The organism is Agaribacillus sp. DX54, assembly GCF_056858335.1.
Genome location: NZ_JBXEQE010000006.1, coordinates 119,099 through 134,502, shown reverse-complemented (window position 1 = coordinate 134,502; position 15,404 = coordinate 119,099). Strand labels below are relative to the sequence as shown.

The 15,404-nt window shown below is 41.2% G+C and carries 15 protein-coding genes; 12 read left to right on the top strand and 3 right to left on the bottom strand.

All coding sequences use genetic code 11. From position 1 onward, the window contains the following. Positions 1–18: 18 nt before the first annotated feature. The 5 genes from AC04NP_RS09355 (at position 19) to AC04NP_RS09335 (ending at position 3,554) form a co-directional block, all read left to right on the top strand. Positions 19–222: a DUF6728 family protein gene (locus AC04NP_RS09355; RefSeq protein ID WP_482859365.1), complete on the top strand. Its 204-nt coding sequence runs from the start codon at positions 19–21 to the stop codon at positions 220–222. Beyond that, entirely contained in the window at positions 223–582 is a 360-nt protein-coding gene (locus AC04NP_RS09350; protein WP_482859364.1) for an MmcQ/YjbR family DNA-binding protein, read from the top strand. Then, complete coding sequence (locus AC04NP_RS09345) at positions 579–1,313, top strand: SGNH/GDSL hydrolase family protein (RefSeq protein WP_482859363.1); 735 nt, start codon at positions 579–581, stop codon at positions 1,311–1,313. The genes AC04NP_RS09350 and AC04NP_RS09345 overlap by 4 nt, the downstream gene beginning before the upstream one ends. A 194-nt stretch (positions 1,314–1,507) precedes the next feature. Next, positions 1,508–2,923 (top strand): aldehyde dehydrogenase, encoded by a 1,416-nt coding sequence (locus AC04NP_RS09340; protein ID WP_482859362.1) that lies wholly within the window; start codon positions 1,508–1,510, stop codon positions 2,921–2,923. A gap of 193 nt (positions 2,924–3,116) precedes the next feature. Beyond that, complete coding sequence (locus AC04NP_RS09335) at positions 3,117–3,554, top strand: PH domain-containing protein (protein ID WP_482859360.1); 438 nt, start codon at positions 3,117–3,119, stop codon at positions 3,552–3,554. Here the strand turns inward: AC04NP_RS09335 and AC04NP_RS09330 are convergent. Beyond that, positions 3,522–4,406 carry an ABC transporter substrate-binding protein gene (locus AC04NP_RS09330; RefSeq protein WP_482859359.1) on the bottom strand — a complete coding sequence of 295 codons (885 nt, stop codon included), beginning with the start codon at positions 4,404–4,406 and terminating at the stop codon, positions 3,522–3,524. The genes AC04NP_RS09335 and AC04NP_RS09330 overlap by 33 nt on opposite strands. Positions 4,407–4,837: 431 nt before the next feature. Between AC04NP_RS09330 and AC04NP_RS09325 the strand changes: the two genes are divergently transcribed. From AC04NP_RS09325 to AC04NP_RS09295, 7 genes are all read left to right on the top strand, one after another. Further along, on the top strand, positions 4,838–6,475 hold the full coding sequence (locus tag AC04NP_RS09325) for an AprA-related methyltransferase (protein ID WP_482859357.1): 1,638 nt from the start codon (positions 4,838–4,840) through the stop codon (positions 6,473–6,475). 302 nt (positions 6,476–6,777) lie between these two features. Then, positions 6,778–7,053, top strand: coding sequence for a DUF1801 domain-containing protein (locus AC04NP_RS09320; protein WP_482859356.1), 276 nt, complete (start codon positions 6,778–6,780; stop codon positions 7,051–7,053). A 277-nt stretch (positions 7,054–7,330) separates the two neighbouring features. Beyond that, on the top strand, positions 7,331–7,522 hold the full coding sequence (locus AC04NP_RS09315; RefSeq protein ID WP_482859355.1) for a cold-shock protein: 192 nt from the start codon (positions 7,331–7,333) through the stop codon (positions 7,520–7,522). A 543-nt stretch (positions 7,523–8,065) separates the two neighbouring features. Continuing rightward, the gene (gene lspA, locus AC04NP_RS09310; RefSeq protein WP_482859353.1) at positions 8,066–8,602 is read left to right on the top strand and encodes a signal peptidase II; all 537 of its coding nucleotides are present in this window, start codon (positions 8,066–8,068) and stop codon (positions 8,600–8,602) included. 25 nt (positions 8,603–8,627) lie between these two features. Beyond that, the gene (locus AC04NP_RS09305; RefSeq protein WP_482859352.1) at positions 8,628–9,182 is read left to right on the top strand and encodes a GNAT family N-acetyltransferase; all 555 of its coding nucleotides are present in this window, start codon (positions 8,628–8,630) and stop codon (positions 9,180–9,182) included. Between the two features lie 21 nt (positions 9,183–9,203). Further along, entirely contained in the window at positions 9,204–11,663 is a 2,460-nt protein-coding gene (locus AC04NP_RS09300; RefSeq protein WP_482859351.1) for an ABC transporter permease, read from the top strand. 106 nt (positions 11,664–11,769) lie between these two features. Next, a complete protein-coding gene (locus AC04NP_RS09295) occupies positions 11,770–13,080 on the top strand; it encodes a sugar porter family MFS transporter (RefSeq protein ID WP_482859350.1) in 1,311 nt (436 codons plus the stop codon). A 79-nt stretch (positions 13,081–13,159) separates the two neighbouring features. Here AC04NP_RS09295 and AC04NP_RS09290 read toward each other — a convergent pair whose 3' ends face one another. Next, positions 13,160–13,672, bottom strand: a complete 513-nt coding sequence (locus AC04NP_RS09290) for a YfiR family protein (RefSeq protein WP_482859348.1) — start codon at positions 13,670–13,672, stop codon at positions 13,160–13,162. 41 nt (positions 13,673–13,713) lie between these two features. Then, positions 13,714–14,820, bottom strand: a complete 1,107-nt coding sequence (locus tag AC04NP_RS09285; protein WP_482859346.1) for a hypothetical protein — start codon at positions 14,818–14,820, stop codon at positions 13,714–13,716. Between the last annotated feature and the right edge of the window lie 584 nt (positions 14,821–15,404).

Sequence of the window (15,404 nt, the reverse complement as noted above, 5' to 3'; positions counted from 1 at the left end):
CGTTTAATACCAAAAACCATGAACGAGAAAAAAGACAGGAATTCGTTAAAAGAGTATTTTCAGGTAGGTGAAGTTTTTAGTTATTTTATCAGGGTTTTTGGTAAAAGAGATCCAAACGAGCCTTCCAATTTCAACCTGCGGATGATGCATGGCATTAATAAAATTTCAATTGTCATGTTTTTGCTGGCGGTGATTTATTTAATAATCAAACGGCTCATTTAATTGGATATAGTCAGTTTCAGGGAATATTGTCTTCGTAAAAAAGGGGTGACGGAATCTTTCCCTTTCGGGGAGCCTGTCCTGGTATTTAAGGTGATGGATAAAATATTTGCCCTGACCGACGTGGACAATTTTGTAAGTGTAAACCTGAAATGTGAACCTGAAAAAGCCATCGCGCTCAGAGAAGAATATCCTGCCGTTACCCCAGGGTATCACATGAATAAAAAACATTGGAATACCATAGAGGTTGATGGAACTATACCCGATGATTTGTTCAAAGCCTGGATAGATCACTCTTATGACCTCGTAGTAGCAGGTTTGCCGAAAGCGAAAAGAGAGGCTTTACAAGCAATGGGAGCATGAGCATGGTCGATAGGTTTGCCTTTGTGTTAATCTTTTTTTCTTGCCTCGCAGCCTGTAATCAGGTTGACAATAATACCCGCTTATCAAATCAAAATACCTCGTTGGATATGACAACATCCGGACAAACAACTTCTTTGAAATTTTTGGCGCTTGGAGATTCCTACACCATCGGTGAAAGTGTGCCAGAGGAAGACAGGTGGCCGGTGGTATTGGCCAATCGACTGACAGTTTCCGGTTTACCTGTGGAAAAACCGGAAATCATTGCTACCACAGGGTGGACTACCGATGAGTTAAAAAAAGGTATTAAGGAGGCCAGTCCCAAGGGAAAATATGATCTGGTTTCGTTACTGATTGGTGTCAATAATCAGTACAGGGGCTATGAAATGGCAGTTTACGAAGAGGAATTTCAGGAATTGCTTGATATGGCTATCGCATTTGCAGATAACAATCCTTCCCGGGTATTTGTGGTTTCTATCCCGGATTATGCGGTTACCCCATTTGGTCTTGACAAAGATCCTGAAAAGATCACCCGGGAAATTGACCAGTATAATAAAATCAACCGGTCTTTAGCAGAAAGATCATCCGTCAGATATTTCAATATCACCGGAATTTCCCGGCAGGCCAGCACAGATCCGGAATCGGTGGCCGGAGATGGTTTGCATCCTTCCGGAAAAATGTACCGTCAGTGGGTCGACCATATTCTGCCGGGCGTCAAGGAAATGCTCAGGTAGTAAGAGATTTTAGCAGAAGAAATGAGTATGCAGGCACATTCTTGCGTTGTGCTATCACGGGATTGAAAGGAACCGTCCAATTAGTTTGATCCCGCAAATCGCGAGGACTCATGAAAACGTCATGATTTTAAAGCATAGCTGGTATGCATGCATACGAAAAAATCGTTATATTTATAGACTAAATCACTGGCAACATGAACACTAACATGCTAGACAAGAAAACCCCGGCAGCTACGCCCTACAATCAGATAAAAGCGGTAATAGAAAGACAAAGAGCTTATTTCAATAGCGGAGAAACCAAACCCGTCAAGTTCCGGAAGCAAAAAATAAAAGCACTTAAAAAGGCTATGAAGGCCAATGAACCAGCCATCATCGATGCCTTGAAAAAAGATTTCAGAAAATCAGGCTTCGAATCTTATGTTACCGAAATAGGGTTGGTGTATGAAGAGATAAACCATATCCTGACCCATTTATCAGATTGGGCTGAGCCACGCCATGTGAGTACCCCATTGTCCCAGTTTAAAGGGTCGAGTTATGTGCACAGGGTACCTTTTGGCGTTACCCTGATTATCGGTCCCTGGAATTATCCTTTTCAACTGGCAATTTTACCCGCCATTGGTGCCGTCGCAGGAGGCAACACCTGCATTATCAAACCCTCCGAGCTTACTGAAAATACTGCCGTGGTGCTGGCAGGAATCATTGAAGCTGTATTTGAAGAAGGCCATGTGGCAGTGGTACAGGGAGGGGTAGAGACTTCCACAGCTTTGTTGGCTGAAAAATTTGACCATATTTTTTTTACCGGAAGTGAATATGTGGGAAAAATTGTTGCCAGGTCCGCTGCTGAATATCTGACACCTACCACGCTGGAACTTGGCGGTAAAAGTCCTTGTATAGTTGACAAAGACGCGGATCAGAAGGTTGCTGCCAGGCGGATTGTATGGGGTAAATACATCAATGCAGGCCAAACCTGTGTGGCACCCGATTATTTGTTGGTTCACCGGGATATCAAGGACAAATTTTTGCCATTGCTGAAAGACGCTGCCAGCACTTTTTATGGCGATAATCCAAAAGCATCCGAAGATTACCCCAGGATCATCAACCGTAAAAATTTTGACCGCTTAAGTAGCTTCCTGGCTGAGGGCGAGGTGGTAATGGGTGGAGAAAGTGACGCTGATGAATTGTATATCGCTCCGACCATCCTTGACAAGATATCATGGCATGATGCCATTATGCAGGAAGAAATATTCGGGCCTGTACTGCCTGTTTTGACTTTTACCGATTTGGACGAAGTCATTACAACCTTGAATGATCATCCCAGACCCCTTTCATTATATTATTTTTCAGGCAACAAAAAGAACCAAAAACGCATAGTGGAGAATGTGAATTTTGGAGGAGGTTGCATAAATGATACCCTTGTGCACCTGGCCAATCCTAACCTGCCTTTCGGCGGTACCGGCAATAGCGGCATTGGCGCCTATCATGGCAAGGCAAGTTTTGAGACTTTTACCCAGCAAAAAAGTATTATGAAAAAAGCTACCTGGATCGATGTGCCCTTGAGATACCCACCTTACAGCGGTAAAATGGGTTTGGTGAAAAAAGTTATTAAATAATTCAAATCACCACCCTCAGTGCGCTCGCACGCTCTTCGGACCTTAATATGTCTGTACGATTTGTTTTAGCTGCTTTTATGGTCCGATAGCTTATGGTCATAAAGGTTATGACAAAAGTTATCATAAATCCTGAAACAAAAATAAGAGGATCAGTTAAGGTTTTGCTTGAATGAACAACTTAATATCTTGCGAGATGATGATATATTCTGCTAAAAAAGACGCTTTGACTGGGGTTACGTACTTAATTATTGTCATCATTTGCACCACGGTTATGGGACTGGTTGTAGACGGGATTTTACGTGATGGGCAAAACGGTCTTTTTTTCGTCTTGTTTCCACTGGCTATGGTTAACGGTTTTCTGGTATGGATCTGGGTCGATACCAAATATATGATCTATTATGACAACTTTGAATACCACTCCGGCCCATTTCGTGGTAAAATAAGTATTGATGAGATCTCACGGATTACCAGAAATAAGACTTTATGGGTAGGAGTAAGAAAGCCTGCATTGGCGAAAAAAGGGATGATCATGCACTATGGCAAAGGGGAAACCATTTATATAGCACCGGCGGATCAGGAAGGGGTTATTACAGCCATGCTAGAGATCAATCCGGGCATTGCCATTGAGTGATTTTTTCCAGATCAATTGTCTGTATTTCAAATCAGCATTAATCAGATTAAGTCCTGCCAGTATTTTAATGGCCTTTTTTAAGTTTTTTTTATCAAGGTTAAATTTGGTGGTCCACCGGATAGATGCAAGCCAGTCTTCGACATCTTTTTTATCGAGCTGATAATATTCAGCGATAAGTGAGGCACGTTGCGGGTTTTTATCGAGCTTTTTGCTTACTTTAAAAACCTGTTTGATCAGCTTATAGACGGCGGCCTGTTTTTCCTTAAGAGCATTTTCGGTGACGCAGATAACAAAGCAGGCATAAGGGGTCGGTCGTTCCCCAACCCTTCTGAACTCACCACTATCGACATATTTTTTTGTAGTAAATTTTTCCCAGTAAAAAACATCTGCCTTGTTTTCTTTAAAGGCTTCTCTGGCGCCTTCCAAAGTGCTTACCGGGATGAACTTTAACGCATCGGTACGCCATCCGCGAATTTGTGCATCGACAAACGACATCAAATGCGAACCTGAGCCATAGCGGCTTATTGCATAGGTTTTCCCTTTCATTTCGTCTATATGCCGGTAAGGCGCGTCTCCGGGTATGTGTATGCCCCAGATCAGCGGTGAGTCGACATAAAAACTTACAATTCTATAGCGGCCTCCATTGTCAATTCCTTTGACGGCCCCCTCGGTAAGTAACATGGCCATGTCGATTTCGTTGTTGTTCAGGGCTTCAATCATGGCACCTGTGCCACCACTGAAATCCTTCCAGGAGGCCTTTATACCTTTTTTGGACAATTTTGATGATTGCAGCAAAAGCTGCCAGGGCATGTTAAAATGCTCGGGCACACCACCGACTCTTAACGATTCCATAGGGCAATATGTAGGGAAAGCAATAACAATTAATGATAGTTCAAAATGATGGAGGGTTTGTTGTTTGGATTGCAAAGGAAAGAAATCGTTGAGATTTGAGGAAGGATTTTTTGTGTTTTTTGGGAAGGGGGTGGGGTGTTGTGATGTGTTTGGGGTGAAATGGGTTTAATTGACAATTGAGAATGGACAATTGACAATTTTTGGAGGTGTGGGTGGGGTTTTTTGGGGGTGAGGTTGGGAGTTGAGTAGGGTACGGTGGGGTATGGGGGTTGGTTTTTGGGTTAGATGGATAGGATTTTTTTGTGGGATGATGAAACTTGGGGAGTGGCATAAAGTTTTGTGGAGTTAGCTGTTACAGGAAATCGTAAATGATTATTTTTGGTTGTTTAACGACCAGTCAGCAGCAAAGTTAATAGCAACAGGGGAAATAAATGACATTGACTAAAGAATCGAAAAGACAGCTAAGGGCGAAGATTTTCAGATATCTGGATGGTATTGTATGCATACCTACGGCTTTTGCTCTTTATGAACATAAAGTATTTGATCGACTGAGTGATATGAAGGAACATTCGTTGCAGGAGTTGACGAAGACATTGAAGGCTAATGAGGGGTATTTAAATGTGGCATTAAGGGTCATGTGTTCGCAGGGTTGGATGGGGCAGCAGTATCATGAGCGTAGTGGTGATATTTTCTTTTGTTTAACACCCAGGGGAAAAACAGCGATTTCATACTTTCATTTATTCAGTGATTTGGTGGCCTTCATTCCGGATGCTGTTCATATGGAAGATTACATTATGAATGGATTCCCAACCGGCGTATTTACCAGGCTCAGCGCTTTGTTTGAGCGATCCGGCAATAGTTTTAACATAAAACACTCGGGAGATGCGAAGAAAAAGGAGGTGCAGCAGCAAATCCTGCAACATATGGAAGGAGCGCTTGCGGGACCGCTAATCGTTAGCTTGGGTATTAGTGGTTTATTTAACAAATACTTTACGGTTGCGCCTTTTGAAGTGGAAGAGTTTACGGAGTATCACGATGAATTCAGAGAGATCGTCAGGTATTTCAAAAACCTGGGTTGGTTCAGTGAGAAAGAGAATACCTATAATTTTACTTCTGAAGGTGTTTTTTTTGCCAAAAGGGCCGGTGCCTTTGGAGTTACTGTCTCGTATCTTCCTACCTTTCTGCAATTGAGCGACCTGATTTTTGGAAATCCCGGAATTCTATGGGATAAACCTGACGAATCCCAGGAAATACACGTCAACCGCAGAATGAATGTATGGGGTAGTGGCAGTGCACATAGTGGGTATTTTATGAAGATCGATGATGTTATTTTAAATATATTTAATAAACCTATCCATGAACAACCCAAAGGATTCATTGACATGGGTTGCGGGGACGGAACTTTACTCGTACATATTTTTGAAGTCATTTACAGGCGGACACTTCGCGGAAAACTGCTGGATGAACACCCCCTGTTTATTATTGGCGCTGATTTTAATGAAGCAGCACTTTCGGCCACCAGAAATACGCTAAACCAGGCAGATATCTGGGCTAAGGTGGTTTGGGGTGATATCGGGCAGCCAGACCTGTTGGCCGGAAATATCGAAACCAAATATGAGATTGACCTGAAAGACTTGTTGCATGTGCGGTCATTTCTGGACCATAACAGGATCTACACGCCGCCCGCAAAGATAAACCCTGACAGAAATAGCAGCTCTACCGGGGCTTTTTCCTTCCGGGGAGAAAAGTTGTCCAACAATGCGGTAGAGGAAAACCTGGTCAATCATCTTAAAAAGTGGACACCTTATGTAAAACGATTTGGTTTGCTGGTTATAGAATTACACACCATCCCACCAGAGTTGGTGGCATCTAATTTAGGGAAAACGCCTGCTACTGCCTATGATGCCACTCATGGTTTTTCAGACCAGTATATTCTCGAACTGGATTGTTTTCTGAAAGCCGCCGCCGAGGCCGGCCTTTTCCCCGACCATCAACACCATTACAAGTTTCCTGACTCGGATTTAGCAACTGTTAGCATCAATTTACTGAAATCCGAAGAATATCTATGACCCGCAGTTTATAATTGACAATTATGAATTGATAGTTGGGTGATGGATCGTTAGGTTTTCTGGCTCGGGCTTAGCAACTGTTGGTATTAATTTGCTGAAATCCGAAGAGTATCTATGACCCGCAGTTTTAGTAATTGACAATTAACAATGGATAATTGACAATTATAGGTTGATAGTTAGGTGATAGATCATTAAGTTTTCTGACTCCGGTGTTGTAACTGTTAGTATCAATTTACTGAAATCCGAATCATATTTATGAAACTCAGAATGCTTTTATAATTGTCAATTGCGAAGATCCGAAAATGTGGGGAAGCAGCATTGTTGGTTTTGGCAGCTATCACTATAAATATGACAGCGGTAGGGAAGGAGACTGGTTTTTGACCGGATTTTCACCAAGAAAACAGAATTTAAGCCTGTACATAATGTCCGGATTTGGTCAATACGATTCTTTACTTTCCAATTTGGGTAAGTACAAGACAGGAAAATCATGCCTCTATGTTAAAAAATTGGGAGATATCAACAGGGATATTCTCAAGGAAATGATCACAAGTTCCGTTCAAATGATTGCCAAAAAATAACCTGAAGGTTAAACCCAATGGAGTCCCCGGCGCACGCAACCGGCAGCAGGTGGTTGGCCTTCCTGTAAAGTCGATCGCTTGTCTCTGCAAGCCTGACGGATCTTTATCTGAATTATTGATAGTGAATAAATCCCCGGATAATTACTCATTTGTTATTTTTTAAATTACATTTGTACCATTAACAATCTCTAAAGGTAACAACTTAGATTAATTCTGATGCCCGTGTGAAGTATTTTTGAATTACCCTTTTTGCCCTTTAGAAAAATAAATAACTATTATGTATACCGGAACAGTAAAATTCTTTAACGACTCCAAAGGATTTGGATTCATTAAGGATCAAGACTCCGACAAGGAATACTTTGTTCATGTAACAGGTCTTGTCGATGAAATCAGAGAAAATGACAGAGTTACTTTTGATTTACAGGAAGGAAAAAAAGGTCTGAATGCAGTAAATGTTAAGCTCTCGTAGTTTAATTATATACACACTTTGGAAGCTTTAGCCTTAATTTTATTAAGGCTTTTTTTTATTCCATCCCACCACCCCCCACTATTCCAGCCCTCTAATATTCCACCATTACCATTATTTCACTTTAGATTCGTAGAACTTTCAGCCGTTTCTTCGTCGACCTAATATTCTACCATTACATTATTCGACTACCCCTATACTCCGCTATTCCATTATCTCCACCCTATACTCCGCTACTCCGATCATTCCAAAACCCTCCCAATCCCCCCAAAAAAAATCAAAACTACTGACATAACGTTGTCACCCCTCATCACTTAATTGCCAATACATTTTAAACTCAGTCTTTTAAAACCAACTGATAAATAAAAAAAGGCAATGTTACTGTTACTGTATGAATTGTTAAAAGCCACCTGCCACTTTTTACTTAAATGTATGAGGCTGGGACATGTTTGTTTGCGCAAATGGACTTGTCTGTATGGTAATTAATACCTAATTTTCTTGCTTAAAAGATGATTTTGAATTTTAAGCTCCGGATTACCGCGATTAATGTTTCATTATATATCACGTAAGTATGTCTTAAGGGTGGTCTTAATTACCCTGGTTATCATGATCAACCTGGGGTGTGATCAAATCTCAAAAAATCTGGTCAGAGACAGGATCGGATATAATCAAAGGATATCATTGATAAACGACTATTTTACATTGACAAAAGTAGAAAATACAGGCGCTTTTCTGGGACTTGGTTCGGGTTTTCCACCGATGGTAAAGAAAATAATTTTTTCCTTCTTACCTTCATTGGTATTGATAATGGCTTTTTTTATATTGCTGACCAGGATCAATCTTGACTACTATGCCATAGTGGGTTTATGTTTTATGATTGGTGGGGGAATTGGCAACGTGGTTGACAGGATCAGGTATAGCTCGGTCACTGATTTTTTACACATTGATTTGGGGATAGTCAGTACCGGGGTTTTCAATATGGCAGATGTCTCGATCATGACAGGGATTGTGTTGCTTTCATTTCAACAAATTTTCAAAAACAGTAACGATATTGACGAGCACTCCATAAAAACCGGCGATTAACTAGCTAAAGTCATCAATTAAAACAATGATATCGTTTCATAAGGCCAATAATACCACGGATTTGGAACAAATCCTGAGCCTTCAGGCTGCCAACCGCCCTGAAAACATTTCGTCATCGGAATTACAGGAACAAGGTTTTGTCACTGTGAGGCATAACTTGTCACTGCTGCAAGCCATGAATAATCCGTTTTCTCATATCATAGCCAAGGAGCAGGAAAAGCTGATAGCTTATGCCCTTGTGATGTTAAAGAAATTCAAAAATCAGATCCCCGTACTAATCCCAATGTTTGATCAAATAGACCACCTGGAACACAAAGGACAGCCACTTGCGGCCATCGATTATTTTGTAATAGGCCAGATATGTATCGCCAAAGGCTATCGCGGTCAGGGCGTGTTTTATGGATTATATGAAAAAATGAAGCAAGAGATGCAACCCATTTTCCCATTGGTTATAACCGAAGTGTCTGTCAGAAACCCCCGCTCTTTAAAAGCGCATGAAAAGGCAGGTTTTGAAACAATCCTGGAATATGCCACAGAAGATGGAGAAAAATGGGAAATATTGAAATGGGACTGGCGTTAATAGCTGTAAAACATTGTATGCATGATGATAAAAAACTACCTTATTGTTGGCTGGCGGAATTTATGGAAAAATAAACCTGTTTCGGTTATTAATATATTCGGGTTATTGATAGGTATTTTAAGTAGTCTTTTGATAGGGCAGTATGTGAGATTCGAATTGAGCTATGACGATTTTCATGACCACCGACAGTTTATTTATCGGGTTACTTCCCACTACGGCGCCAAGGAAAGTGCGCGCCAATCTTCCTTGAGTACATTTAACATTGGATCGGCCTTAAAAAGTAACTTTCCGGAAGTGGAGCAATTCACCAGGCTGCACCCATATTCCCGGATCCAGTTCTCATGTGCACTGATTTACAGGGATGGAAAAGACCGCCCCAAAATCTTCAACGAATCCCACCTTTTTTATGCAGATCCGTCTTTTTTTTCTGTTTTCTCTTTTCCATTGCTTCAGGGCGATGCGCTGACGGTTCTGAAAGATCCCCACGCCGCTGTAATTTCAGAAAAGACCGCTGAAAAATATTTTGGCAATGAAGATCCTGTCGGAAAGGTGTTGACCCTCAAAAGCAGTTCCTACCATGCGGATTACGTAGTAACCGGGGTAATGAAAGATATTCCGAAAAACTCCCATCTTAAACCTGAGATCCTGCTTTCTATCAAATCTTTGCAGGGTTTTGAAAATGAAGACGGGGATATGGAAGCGTTTTATACTTACATCAGGTTGAGCGAAGCCGCCCATACGGAAGACCTGGAAAAAAAACTGGCTCTTTTTGATCAGGGAAGGGCTGGCGTCTCTGATGATTTTGTTTGCTTTAAAATCCAGGCGTTAGAAGATATCCATTTAAATGCCGGCATGCAGGACGAGGCTGAAGCCGCCGGTAGTTCCGATACGATCTTTTTTCTGGTAGTGCTGGCTTTTTTTATCATGATCCTGGCGTGGATTAATTACCTCAATTTGACTACTGCTCGGTATCTGGAAAGGATAAAAGAGTTTGGCTTGAGGAAAATTTCCGGGGCCAATCGTTACCAACTGATCAGCCAATGTTTGATTGAAACGTTTTTAATCCTGACAGTAAGTACCGTGATGGCACTGCTTACAAGGCATTTGATTTTTTTCATAGCTCCGGTACAGGACTACCTTTTTGGCAACGAGCTCATGCTTGCGAAAGATGGCGCCTGGCAGGTGATAGCCATATTTTTCGGTCTGGGCATTGTATTCAGCCTGTACCAGGCATATTTTCTGTCATCTTTTAGGTTAACCGCTGTGCTGAAAGGGAGGTTTTCCGGTACAACCAAAGGCTCGTGGTTGCGCAAAGCCCTGGTGGTTTTTCAATTTACCATTGCAGTTTGTTTAATGATCGGAATATTTACGGTTTACAGCCAGTTTAAATATATGCAGGGTCAGGATTTAGGTATTGACCTGGGGCAGAAGATAGTGGTAAAAACACCGTCAAATGTAGATTCAACCTACATTACAAAACTGGCAAGTTTTAAGAAAGAATTAAGAAATTTTGCGAACATTCGCCAGGTGAGCATATCAGGTATGGTGCCGGGTCTGGAACATGACTGGTTTGCAGAAGTGAGAAAACAAAATGAAAGCAAAGAAGCCTATAAAAACCTGGCTGTCTATGTCATTGATAGTGACTTTTTCGATATGTACGATCTGAAAGTGGTGACTGGCCGGGGATTTTTGCCGGAAGATCAGCCGGGAGTCCGGTTCGGATCCAAAATTGAAAATGTCATCATTAACGAAGAAGCGGTGAAGACGCTGGGTTTTCAGTCTTCAGAAGAAGCCATCGACGAAATAGTTTTCTGGGGTGAAAACCAATGCAGGATAATTGGCGTTGTAAAAGATTTTCATCAACAGTCACTGCGCCACCCTATCCGGCCTGCCATATTTACAGTCAATAACAGGGACAGTATTTTTTACACCATCGATTTGAACATTCATAATACCACCCCTTCAGAAGCAGAAGCCATAATAGCCTCAGCTTTATCCCTGATCCGGGAAAGTTGGATACGATTTTTTCCTGATACCCCCTTTGACTTTTTTCTGTTAAAAGATACTTTTAACGATCAGTACCGACCCGATTTGAAGCTGGCCCAAACTTTGGGACTTTTTTCCGCCTTAGCGACGTTCATAGCCTGTCTCGGTTTATTCGGGTTATCGGCCTATGCCACCACCCAAAGAAAAAGGGAAATCGGGATTCGCAAGGTACTGGGCGCTTCTGCTACTGGCATAGTAAAGTTGATATCCGGAGATTTTTTATCTCTGATAGTTTTTGCGGCTGTATTGGCTGTACCTGTCGCCTATTTTGGAATCAGGCACTGGCTAAACTATTATGCTTTTGCGGTGGACATTACCTGGTGGTTTTTTGCTTTTCCTCTTATCCTCGTTGTATTAATCGCAACAATCACCGTCTGTTATCACACCATTAAGGCGTCACTCCATAACCCTGTGGATGCTTTAAAATATGAATGAATAACTTTTGATTTAGTCAAAACTTTATTTAATTAAGTGTTTCATGATTTTTTAAGAGGATTAAAAGGCAAGATTCATCCGACACCAACCTTAATAAACAGAGACTTTGAAAAAATTTGTATTCTTCAATGCCATAGTAGCCGCCCTGGGTGGTTTTCTATTTGGCTTCGACACGGCTGTAATTTCAGGGGCTGAGCAAGACATTCAAAAATTATGGGGATTAAGTGATCTGACCCATGGATTAGCGGTGGCAATTGCCCTCTATGGTACTGTAATAGGTTCACTTGTAGCGGGTTACCCGTCTGAAATAATCGGAAGGAAAAAGACCCTTATCCTGGTGGGATTTTTATACTTGATCTCCGCCTTAGGCTCTGCATTGGCTCCTGAAGTGTATTCGTTCATGTCTTTCCGCTTTTTAGGCGGGCTTGGCGTAGGGGTGGCCTCGGTTACGGCACCTATGTACATCTCCGAAATCTCCCCGGCAAAATTCCGTGGCAGACTGGTAGCTTTGTTTCAGTTTAATATTGTATTTGGCATAATGATCGCCTTTGTATCCAATTATTTTTTGGAAGGTACTTCAGAAAATGATTGGCGGTGGATGCTTGCTGTCGAGGCCTTTCCGGCGTTTATATATGGTGTTTTGGTGAATTTTATCCCTGAAAGTCCCAGGTGGTTATTGCTCCGTCAAAACAATGAAGCGGGTGCGAAGGATATCCTTGCCAGCATGGATCCGGAAAGTGTCGATGAGTCTATCCTGGCTATAAAAGCGTCAGTAATCAGTGTTAAGGAAAAACTATTTTCCGACAAATTCAGCAGACCCGTCATACTGGTATTTTTGTTTGCCTTTTTTAATCAAATGTCAGGTATTAATGCGATCATTTATTTTGCCCCCAGAATATTCAACGCCGCAGGATTGGCTACTGACTCCTCTTTGCTTTCAACGGCTGGCATTGGATTGATTAACCTGGTATTTACAGTATTGGGAATGTCAGTGATTGACAAAGCCGGAAGAAAAACTTTAATGTACATAGGATCGATTGGGTTGATGTTATCATTGCTGTTGATTTCAGTTTACATTTCCAGGGATTTTGATGAGATATACCTGTTTTTCTTCATTTACATTGCCTTTTTTGCCATGTCGCAAGGAGCGGTTATCTGGGTGTTTATATCTGAAATATTCCCCAACACGGTACGGGCCTACGGGCAGTCATTCGGAAGTTTTACACACTGGATGTTTGCGGCAATTATTGCCAATGTTTTTCCCTATTTTGCCAATCTGTTCATCAATGATCAGGGGCCGATTTTCGGATTTTTCGGGGTCATGATGTTCCTGCAACTCATCTTTGTATGGAAATTGATGCCTGAAACCAAAGGGCTTTCCCTGGAAAGAATCCAGAAGCATCTGGGAATTGAATGAGGCGAGACCACTGCATCATGTACAAAGCCCGCTCACCGACTTTTAAAAAAGCCGGGAGCTTGCTATCATTGTTGAGGAATCAAATTACTCTTGCCAATGTCAGTAAACTTCCGCTGATCTTCATTTTTCTTGACTCAACCGCACTTTTGTTTATGCTAAACCTCAATTTGTCATCCTCCAGAAAAAAACTGATCCCGGCGCCTTTTTCCACCGACTTCTCGTCTTCGGAAATAATGAGTATACTTTTACCTTCGGTTTTTTCCAGCACCAATTTCAGGTTTCTTTCCTGATCTTTGGCAACAAAGATGATATTGCAATCACCCAACTTGTCAAAGGAAGAAAGTTTAACAAACTTTAGTTTGTCTCCCCTCTTGCTATCGACCATTTTCTCTAACTCCCGGTTGATTGTTCCGGAGCCCAGCACACCGATTACCACTTGCTGACCGGCATTTGGCCATTGAATGTATTTAGTGAAATTATAAATATAGAGCGCCTGATACCTCCCTAAATCCTGTCCATAGGCCTTGTTATTTCCTAACCCCAAAATTCCGATCACAGCTACCATACCCACCGCTAATGATTTCCATTTCATAGTTTTTCATTTTAACTCAAACTTTATTTTTGATATTCCAATTAAAAGCCAAGTGACAGTTGCAAACCAAAGACATTATCGTCCTCGTCTGCCCCGTCATCGCTTATAATTTCGTAGTTAATCTTAGCCACAGCCGTTTTAGAAATATGGTAATTTAATCCCGCAGTTATTCGTTGTCTGTCACCCTCAGGAGCACCATCCAGGACAATTTGATCATATCTGATAACTGGTTCCAGTCCTTTGTAAACTTTGTAGCCAGCCAGTATATAAAATGCTCTTTTTTTTAAAGGATCGGTTTCGGTCCGGTCCAAATTGTTAAAAATTTGCTGGTTGGCCATTTGATATTCACCCCAAATCGACAGTTTATCACCGTTGTAACTTAGCGATGACCCTAAAATAGTGATTCCAAGATCGTTAGTATCATCATATTTCCCATTGTACCAGTTGGTAGAGATTGTCAAATCACCTAGTTCTAAGCCTAAATTACCACCCAGTGCTTTATTTCCATTGGTACCCTTTTCCCTGTTGTTTCCTCGCAGGCTTCTGATACCTGCACCTTCTTCACCGTGCAGGCCATTAACCACATATACGGAATAGAATGGTATAAGGCTAGTGCTTAAATTTTTTAAGCGGCCTCGCAATTGCACCCCTACTTCGCCCCAGGCTGACGGGGAAATCTCCCTGTTCACCCATGCCCGGTTGACGGTTTTACTAATGTATTCAGGAAACAAATATTCATTAAATTCCCCGGCTGGCACAAGGAATTTCCCAGTTCTCAATATAAATGCATCACTGAATTTGTAGTCGGCAAACACATATCGAACATCTATATCCTCTCCCGCATGTTCATATTCAAGCATACCCTCGGCAGAGAGTTTTTCTGTGAGGTGTACTGTGGTAGATATATTAAAATAATGTTGATCAAATTTGCTGTCTTCCCCTTCCTGTGCCAGAAAGTCAGTGGTGATATAACCATTTAAATTTACAAAACTTGATAATTTAGCCAACTCCGATCCATATGAACCAGTTGAACCTTTACGGTTTTCTTTACTTGTTTTAATGGTAGAATCAAACTCACCATCTTCCTGTCCGAAGGAATAAAAGCTGTACAAAATTAACAATCCTAATAATAATCTAATCTTTTTCATCTCTTATTGCTATTGTTGTTATGCAAAAGAAGTTAAAAATAAATTCAAAAATTTATATTATGACGGTTAGAATATATTTATGTAAGTTTATCTGTGTCATACAGGCCATGCAAAAAGTTGCCATAGTCATTGGTCGGGATTATTGAACAACTCATCGGGTGAGGGTTTAAGTTAACCGGAATTGTTTCATTTCAGCATAGATCACGTAATCGAAAAAAATGGTTTATTCAGGTGTCTTTTTGTACCTATTCAACGCTGAAAAGGTAAAATTCTGTCACAAATCATACATGATTTGGCCTTTCAGTGATCTGTAGTTGTATAGTTAAAATCACGTAAAGTGCTTACGATATCCTTCCAAATTTGCCAGTATAGCGTGCAGGGAATAGTCCAGGCAAAACTACTGGTCAAGACTAATATAGGTTAGGGAACCAATCTCAGAATAATCCATTTTTATTAAGTTTTTTAGGAATTTGATTAGATAATAACAAGTTTAGGCTGTATCTTATGGTGCTAAAAACAGTCATTATCTGTAATATTTCCCGAAAACATCGATTACTTTGATTTTTTCAGAAATGCTGAGTACA

What these genes read in the sequence shown, in the direction of transcription:
- AC04NP_RS09355 (WP_482859365.1), top strand. Translation starts at nt 19, where the DNA reads ATGAACGAGAAAAAAGACAGGAATTCGTTAAAAGAGTATTTTCAGGTA.
- AC04NP_RS09345 (WP_482859363.1), top strand. Translation starts at nt 579, where the DNA reads ATGAGCATGGTCGATAGGTTTGCCTTTGTGTTAATCTTTTTTTCTTGC.
- AC04NP_RS09340 (WP_482859362.1), top strand. Translation starts at nt 1,508, where the DNA reads ATGAACACTAACATGCTAGACAAGAAAACCCCGGCAGCTACGCCCTAC.
- AC04NP_RS09335 (WP_482859360.1), top strand. Translation starts at nt 3,117, where the DNA reads ATGATGATATATTCTGCTAAAAAAGACGCTTTGACTGGGGTTACGTAC.
- AC04NP_RS09330 (WP_482859359.1), bottom strand. Translation starts at nt 4,406, where the DNA reads ATGGAATCGTTAAGAGTCGGTGGTGTGCCCGAGCATTTTAACATGCCC.
- AC04NP_RS09325 (WP_482859357.1), top strand. Translation starts at nt 4,838, where the DNA reads ATGACATTGACTAAAGAATCGAAAAGACAGCTAAGGGCGAAGATTTTC.
- AC04NP_RS09320 (WP_482859356.1), top strand. Translation starts at nt 6,778, where the DNA reads ATGTGGGGAAGCAGCATTGTTGGTTTTGGCAGCTATCACTATAAATAT.
- AC04NP_RS09315 (WP_482859355.1), top strand. Translation starts at nt 7,331, where the DNA reads ATGTATACCGGAACAGTAAAATTCTTTAACGACTCCAAAGGATTTGGA.
- lspA (WP_482859353.1), top strand. Translation starts at nt 8,066, where the DNA reads ATGTTTCATTATATATCACGTAAGTATGTCTTAAGGGTGGTCTTAATT.
- AC04NP_RS09305 (WP_482859352.1), top strand. Translation starts at nt 8,628, where the DNA reads ATGATATCGTTTCATAAGGCCAATAATACCACGGATTTGGAACAAATC.
- AC04NP_RS09300 (WP_482859351.1), top strand. Translation starts at nt 9,204, where the DNA reads ATGATGATAAAAAACTACCTTATTGTTGGCTGGCGGAATTTATGGAAA.
- AC04NP_RS09290 (WP_482859348.1), bottom strand. Translation starts at nt 13,672, where the DNA reads ATGAAATGGAAATCATTAGCGGTGGGTATGGTAGCTGTGATCGGAATT.
- AC04NP_RS09285 (WP_482859346.1), bottom strand. Translation starts at nt 14,820, where the DNA reads ATGAAAAAGATTAGATTATTATTAGGATTGTTAATTTTGTACAGCTTT.